General features: G+C 71.1%; 5 protein-coding genes and 1 pseudogene. 2 read left to right on the top strand and 4 right to left on the bottom strand.

Annotation, left to right across the window (positions count from 1 at the left end; all coding sequences use genetic code 11):
• Together NG1_RS34740 and NG1_RS34735 are read right to left on the bottom strand one after the other, a co-directional pair.
• Positions 1 to 1,449: pseudogene (locus NG1_RS34740) on the bottom strand (hypothetical protein); the annotation flags it as partial.
• Between the two features lie 116 nt (positions 1,450 to 1,565).
• Positions 1,566 to 3,356, bottom strand: a complete 1,791-nt coding sequence (locus NG1_RS34735) for a DEAD/DEAH box helicase (RefSeq protein ID WP_062978102.1) — start codon at positions 3,354 to 3,356, stop codon at positions 1,566 to 1,568.
• Between the two features lie 62 nt (positions 3,357 to 3,418).
• Here NG1_RS34735 and NG1_RS34730 point away from each other — a divergent pair, with 62 nt between their 5' ends.
• Together NG1_RS34730 and NG1_RS34725 are read left to right on the top strand one after the other, a co-directional pair.
• Positions 3,419 to 4,273 carry a carbon-nitrogen hydrolase family protein gene (locus tag NG1_RS34730; protein WP_062978100.1) on the top strand — a complete coding sequence of 285 codons (855 nt, stop codon included), beginning with the start codon at positions 3,419 to 3,421 and terminating at the stop codon, positions 4,271 to 4,273.
• 12 nt (positions 4,274 to 4,285) lie between these two features.
• Positions 4,286 to 4,909: a phosphoribosyltransferase gene (locus NG1_RS34725; RefSeq protein WP_062978098.1), complete on the top strand. Its 624-nt coding sequence runs from the start codon at positions 4,286 to 4,288 to the stop codon at positions 4,907 to 4,909.
• A gap of 6 nt (positions 4,910 to 4,915) precedes the next feature.
• Here the strand turns inward: NG1_RS34725 and NG1_RS34720 are convergent, their stop codons facing one another.
• Positions 4,916 to 5,440 (bottom strand): gamma carbonic anhydrase family protein, encoded by a 525-nt coding sequence (locus tag NG1_RS34720; protein ID WP_040869343.1) that lies wholly within the window; start codon positions 5,438 to 5,440, stop codon positions 4,916 to 4,918.
• Between the two features lie 109 nt (positions 5,441 to 5,549).
• The coding region (locus tag NG1_RS34715) for an ESX secretion-associated protein EspG (RefSeq protein ID WP_174554928.1) at positions 5,550 to 6,010 on the bottom strand (461 nt) is incomplete at its 5' end.

Below are 6,010 nucleotides of genomic sequence, written 5' to 3'. Positions count from 1 at the left end.
CGGCCGCCCCGGCGCCACGGCCCGCGTGGCGATGCGCTGCTCGCCCGCGCGCTCGAGCAGCCAATCGCGTAAGCGCAGCACCGTGTGGCAATCGTGTTCGGCGGCGGTCGAATCGGGAAGCAGTCGCCGCAGCCCGCTGAGCCGGTAGGAGGACTCCCCGATGAGCAGCGCGTTACGAAGGATCGGATACAGGTCGACCAGGACGCCGTCGCACAGCAGCTCGTCGACGAGTTCTTCGTTGACGCCGTGCCGTCCGGTACAGCGCAGCAGCGCCGTGCGCACCATGGCCGAGTAGTGGTAGACGTGCAGGTCGGGATAGATCCGGCGGCGCTGGGTCAGATAGTCGAGCACCTGCTCGAGCACCCGGCGTTCCGCGGCGGCGGCAGCGCGGGGTTCGCTCGATCCGCTCGGCCCGCGCAATGAGAGGTGCACCGTGTCCGGCCCGCCGACCTCCACGACGAGCGGAGCGCGCCCGCCGCCCGCGATGGTGAGCGAGAGATCGCCGGGGGAGGGCGCGGGCAGCGCCCCGAGCGCGGCCGCGTCGAGCAGCGCGTAGGTGGGCTCGCCCGAAACTTCGCGCCGCAGTTGGATTTCCGCCTGGCGGCGCAGCGCGGAGACGGTGCGCGGCGGCACGCCTGGCACCGCGATCTCCGCGGTGGCCAGCCGATCGAGAGTGTTCACCCCCGCTTCGCGCAGCCGGGCGCGCGCCGCGGGCGGCATACCGGCCACGAGCAGCAGATCACGCGCCGCGGACAGGGCCTCGACGCAGGTGCGGCAGCGGCCGCAAGCGAGATAACGGGGATCGCCCCACTGCACGGGCAGCAGTTCGCCGAGCTTCTCCTCCACGATGCGTTCGACCCTGCGCCTGCGCGCCCGATGCAGCGGAAGCAGCTCGCTCAGCGCCTTGGCGCTGCTCTCCTCGCCCAGGTGCAGCCGCACCAGCGGCGCGGTGAGCGCGCCCGAGCGGTCGAGGGCCTCGGCGCAGGCGGCGAGTTCGAGTGCGGCGGCCACCCGGTCCGCGGTGGTCGGCGCGATGCCGTGCACGGTGTAGCGAACGCGGTGTTCGGCCCGCACCAGGAAGTCGGCGGAGCACTGGAACCGGCCGTCGAAGAAGGTCGCGCCGTGCACCACGTGTGCGCCCGAGCGCAAGGCGGCGACCGTGTCGGCGTGGGCGGCGGTCAGTGCCGCGACGTGGCGGGCCGGATCGCCCGGTTCGTCCGGCGGACGGTCGATCTCGACCACCGCACCGCCGAACCGTGCGCGGTAGTCGGTGAGAAGGCGTTGCCGCACATCCTCGGTTCCCCGCGCGGCCTCCCGGCCCGCCGCGGTGCTTCGTGGTTCGGCCGGGATGGTGCCCAGTTCGGCGTCGAGGGCGCGCAGCAGCGCGAACTCGCAGTGCGCCGCGCGGACGAGATCGACGGTGGTGCAGACGACACGATCACCGAACACGAACAAACGCGGCCCTCCTGTGTCTTCGCGGGACACCCGCTGTCGGCGTGCGCCGAATTACACTCGGACCGCAACACTGTAGCTAGCGCGCTTGACCTCGGCCTACCCTCCCCGGCTCAGGAACGCGGCTTACGACGCTCCGTCCGCTTGACGCCCTCGCGCTCGCGGCGCGGACCACGGGTGAACGAGCGTTGCTGCGGTGGGCCCTGATCCAGTTGCAGCTGAATGAGCACACCGCTGATCCGGGTGCGCCGCAACGCCTCCAGCGTTTCCTCCGGCAGCTGCGCGGGCAGCTCGACCAGGCTGTGGTCCGGACGGATGCTGATGTGCCCGAAGTCGCTGCGGCGCAGGCCGCCTTCGTTGGCGATGGCGCCGACGATCGCGCCGGGCACCACGCGATGTCGCTTGCCCACGCTGATCCGGTAGGTCGCCAGCTCGGTTCCGGTGGCGCGGTGATGCGCACCGGCCTGCCGGTCCTCTTCGAAGCGCCGGGCGGGCCGCTCACGCGGGGTCCGGTCGCGCTGCGGGCGCTCCACCGGCTCCGGCTCGGGCTCCATGAAGAAGTTGTCGCCGTCGTAGGAACCCACCGCCAGCGCCGCGGCGATGTCGGCCAGCGGGATGTTGTGCTCGCGCTCGTAGTCCTCGATCAGCTTGCGGAACAGCGGGAGATTCGCCGAGGTGAGGTTCTCGGTGATGGTGTCGCCGAACTTGGTGACGCGCTGCGCGTTGACGTCCTCCACGCTGGGCAGCTGCATCTCGGTCAGCGGGTGGCGGGTGGCCCGCTCGATCGACTTGAGCAGGTGCCGCTCGCGCGGCGCGACGAACAGCAGTGCCTCGCCGCTGCGCCCGGCCCGGCCGGTGCGGCCGATGCGGTGCACGTAGGACTCGGTGTCGTGCGGGATGTCGTAGTTGACCACGTGCGAGATGCGGTCCACGTCCAGTCCGCGCGCGGCCACGTCGGTGGCGACCAGGATGTCCACGGCGCCGGACTTGAGCTGGCCGATGGTGCGCTCACGCTGGTTCTGCGCGATGTCGCCGTTGATCGCGGCGGCGGAAAAGCCCCTCGCGCGCAGCTTCTCGGCGAGCTCCTCGGTGGCCTGCTTGGTGCGGACGAAGATGATCATCGCCTCGAACGACTCGACCTCGAGCACCCGGGTGAGGGCGTCCAGCTTGCGCTGATGCGAGACCTGCACCCAGCGCTGAGTGATGTTGGTGGCCGTCGAGGTCTTGGCCTTGACCGTGATCTCCACCGGATCGTGCAGGTACTGCTTGGAGATCTTGCGGATCGCGGCGGGCATGGTGGCGGAGAACAGCGCCACCTGCTTGTCCGACGGAGTGTCGGCGAGGATGCGCTCGACGTCCTCCTGGAAGCCCATCTTGAGCATCTCGTCGGCCTCGTCGAGCACCAGGTACTGCAGCTGCGACAGGTCGAGCGTGCCCTTCTCCAGGTGATCGATCACCCGGCCCGGCGTGCCGACCACGACGTGCGCGCCGCGGCGCAGGCCCGACAGCTGCACGCCGTAGGCCTGGCCGCCGTAGATGGGCAGCACATGCAGCCCGGGGATGTGCGCGGCGTAGCGGCCGAACGCCTCGGCGACCTGGATCGCGAGCTCGCGGGTCGGGGCGAGCACCAGGGCGCGCGGGGTGCGGCCGGTGGCTTCGAGCCCCATCAGGATCGGGATGGCGAAGGCCGCGGTCTTGCCGGTACCGGTCTGTGCGAGACCGACCACGTCGGCGCCGGCGAGCATCGGAGGAATCGTCGCCGCCTGAATAGGCGACGGCGATTCGTAACCGACGTCGGCGATGGCCGCGAGGATGCGGTCATCGATCCCCAGATCGGCGAAAGACGGGCCGTCGGTGTCCCTGTCGTTGTCGCCAGAAACGCTGTCGACCTGATTGGTACTCATTGACCAGGAGTTTACTGCCTCGTGCTGGTCGTCCCGGCCACCGCCCCAATACGGTGAGACCTATGCAACTGGACAACTCGCCCGCGCGCCAGGACGCGACGCCGGATCAGCTGGACGTGGCGGTCGTCCAGTTCGCCCCCTCGACGGACCCCTCGGCGAACCTCACGGCGGTGCGCGAGCATGTGCGCACGGCCCGCGAGCGCGGTGCCCGCGTGGTCGTCGCACCGGAGTACTCGATGTTCGCCGTCACCCGGCTCGATGAGCGGGTCGTCGCCGTCGCCGAGCCCCTGACCGGCCCATTCGTCACCGGCCTCGGGCAGATCGCGCGCGAGTTCGAGGTGTACCTGGTCGCCGGAACGGTGGAGCAGGTCGCACCCGGCGGCGACCGCATCCGCAACACCCTGGTCGTGCTCGGCCCGGACGGGTCCCTCGTCACCCGCTATCGGAAGGTCCACCTCTACGACGCGTTCGGCCACCTCGAATCCGACGTGGTCGAGCCGGGTGCGATCGAGGCCCCGGCCACCTTCGCGGTCGGTGATGTGATTTTCGGCATGCAGACCTGTTTCGATCTGCGCTTCCCCGAAGGCGCCCGCCGGGTCGCCGCGGCGGGCGCGCAGGTGCTGCTGTTGCCCGCCCAATGGATCCCCGGACCGGGCAAGGTCGACCAGTGGACCACGCTGGTGCGGGCGCGGGCCATCGAGAACACCGTGTATGTGGTCGCCGCGGACCAGGCCGCACCCCGGGGCGCAGGCGCGTCGATGATCGTGGACCCGGCCGGTTCGGTGCTCGCCGGACTCGGCGACGAGACGGGCGTACTCACCGCCGGAATCGACCTGGCGTACCTGAGCAAGGTGCGCACCGCCAACCCGAGCCTCGCGTTGCGGCGATTCGCGATCACCGAGCGCGGACCGGAGTAGCGTTCGACATCGATGATGTACGCCGATCGGACCTCGGCCGGTCACGCGCTGGGTGAGCATCTGGAACACCTACGCGCGTCGAACCCGCTGGTGCTCGGTCTGCCGCGCGGCGGGGTGCCGGTAGCGGCGGCGGTGCGCGAGGTGATCGGCGGTGACCTCGACATCCTTCTGGTCCGCAAGCTGGGTGTGCCGTGGCAGCCGGAGCTGGCGCTGGGCGCCGTCGGCGAGGACGGGGTCCGGGTGCTGAACCCGGATGTGCTGGCGCACACGGGGTTGACGCCGAGGAAGGTCGACTCGATCGAGGCGCGGGAGCGCGCCGAACTGGAGCGGCGCAGGCAGGTGCTGCGCGGAGCGTCGCGGCCCATTCCACTGACGGGTCGCACGGTGGTGATCGTCGACGACGGCATGGCGACCGGCGCCACCGTCGTGGTCGCCTGCCGGGTCGCGCACCTGCACCAGCCCGCGCGAGTCGTCGCCGCCGTCCCGGTCTCCTCCACGGAGGCGATGCGCCGGGTCGCCGACGAGGCCGACGAGGTGGTCTGCCCGTGGGTGCCGCGCTCGCTCGGCGGCGTCGGCGGCGCCTACCGGGATTTCCACCAGCTCGAGGACGCCGAGGTCACCGCGCTGCTGTGCTGACGGCGGTCAGATCTCGACGATGCCCTTGCGGTGGCGCTGCGCCAGTTCCGCGTAGAAGCCCGGGTTGAGCCGCACCCACATCTGCGCCTGAGTGCCCTCGATCGGCCGTTTCACCTCGGCGGGAGAGCCGGCGGCGAGCACGCCGTCGGGAATCTCGGCCCCGGGTGGCACCAGCGAGTGGGCGGCGATCATGCTGCCCGCCCCGATCTTGGCCAGATCCAGCACCGTGGTCCCGTTGCCGACGATGGCCTCCGCGCCGACCGCGGCGCCGTGGAAGACCACGCTGTGCGCGATCGTCGCGCCGGGCCCGATCTCCATCGGCACGTCCGGCGGCACGTGCAGCACCGCGTTGTCCTGGATGTTGGCGCGTTCCCGGATGACGATCGGCGCCAGGTCCGCCCGCAGCACCGCGCCGTACCAGATGGAGGCGCCCGCCTCGACCCGGACGTCACCGATCAGGGTCGCCGTCGGCGCGACGAACGCCGTCGGATCGACCTGCGGCCGTTTGCCTTCGAATTCGTAGAGTGGCACTCGTACACCGTAAACGGTCCGGTCGAGCCGTTGCCGGAGGCGTTGGGAACCCGCCGTGGGACGGCGGTCGACCCGTCAAGGGGGTTGACCACGAGGGCCGCCGAGATGTTCAACGCCCGGCGAAAGCCGTCGACGTGCGCGCTGCCGCGGTGACGAGCGGTCGCAGGTGCGCGGCGAAACCCTCCGCGGTCACCGCGACGACATCGACGTCCGTGCCGGTGCGCACCGCGTATCGGCCGTCGGCGAGGACATCGATCCAGCACAGCACGCCGAACGGGCACAGTTCACCCGCGCCGCGTCTTGCGGAGACCACCATCTGGCCGATGCCCTCGCGCGGCTGCTTGAGCAGCTTGCGGATCCGGGACGAGGTGGAGGGCCCGGCGACCGGAACGGTGACCAGGTTGCGACTGTCTTCCCCGACCTGGGCCAGCGGAGCGGTCATGCGCGGAAGCGTGCCGGGTGTGTTGTCCGGAAGCATCGAAACGATCCGCGCGCAGAGGCTCTTCGAGCTGCCCGCGAACAGCCGCACGTCGCCGCCACGGTCGGGCGTCGCGCCGGGGCGCTGCGCCG

Origin of the sequence: Nocardia gamkensis NBRC 108242 (assembly GCF_001612985.1) — a bacterium.
Lineage (GTDB): Bacteria > Actinomycetota > Actinomycetes > Mycobacteriales > Mycobacteriaceae > Nocardia > Nocardia gamkensis.
The sequence above is the reverse complement of the archived record's forward strand: the minus strand, read 5'-3'. Positions and strand labels throughout refer to the sequence as shown.

Excerpts from the sequence above, each read along its gene's own strand:
- NG1_RS34735 (WP_062978102.1), bottom strand. The coding sequence starts at position 3,356 with ATGAGTACCAATCAGGTCGACAGCGTTTCTGGCGACAACGACAGGGAC.
- NG1_RS34730 (WP_062978100.1), top strand. The coding sequence starts at position 3,419 with ATGCAACTGGACAACTCGCCCGCGCGCCAGGACGCGACGCCGGATCAG.
- NG1_RS34725 (WP_062978098.1), top strand. The coding sequence starts at position 4,286 with ATGATGTACGCCGATCGGACCTCGGCCGGTCACGCGCTGGGTGAGCAT.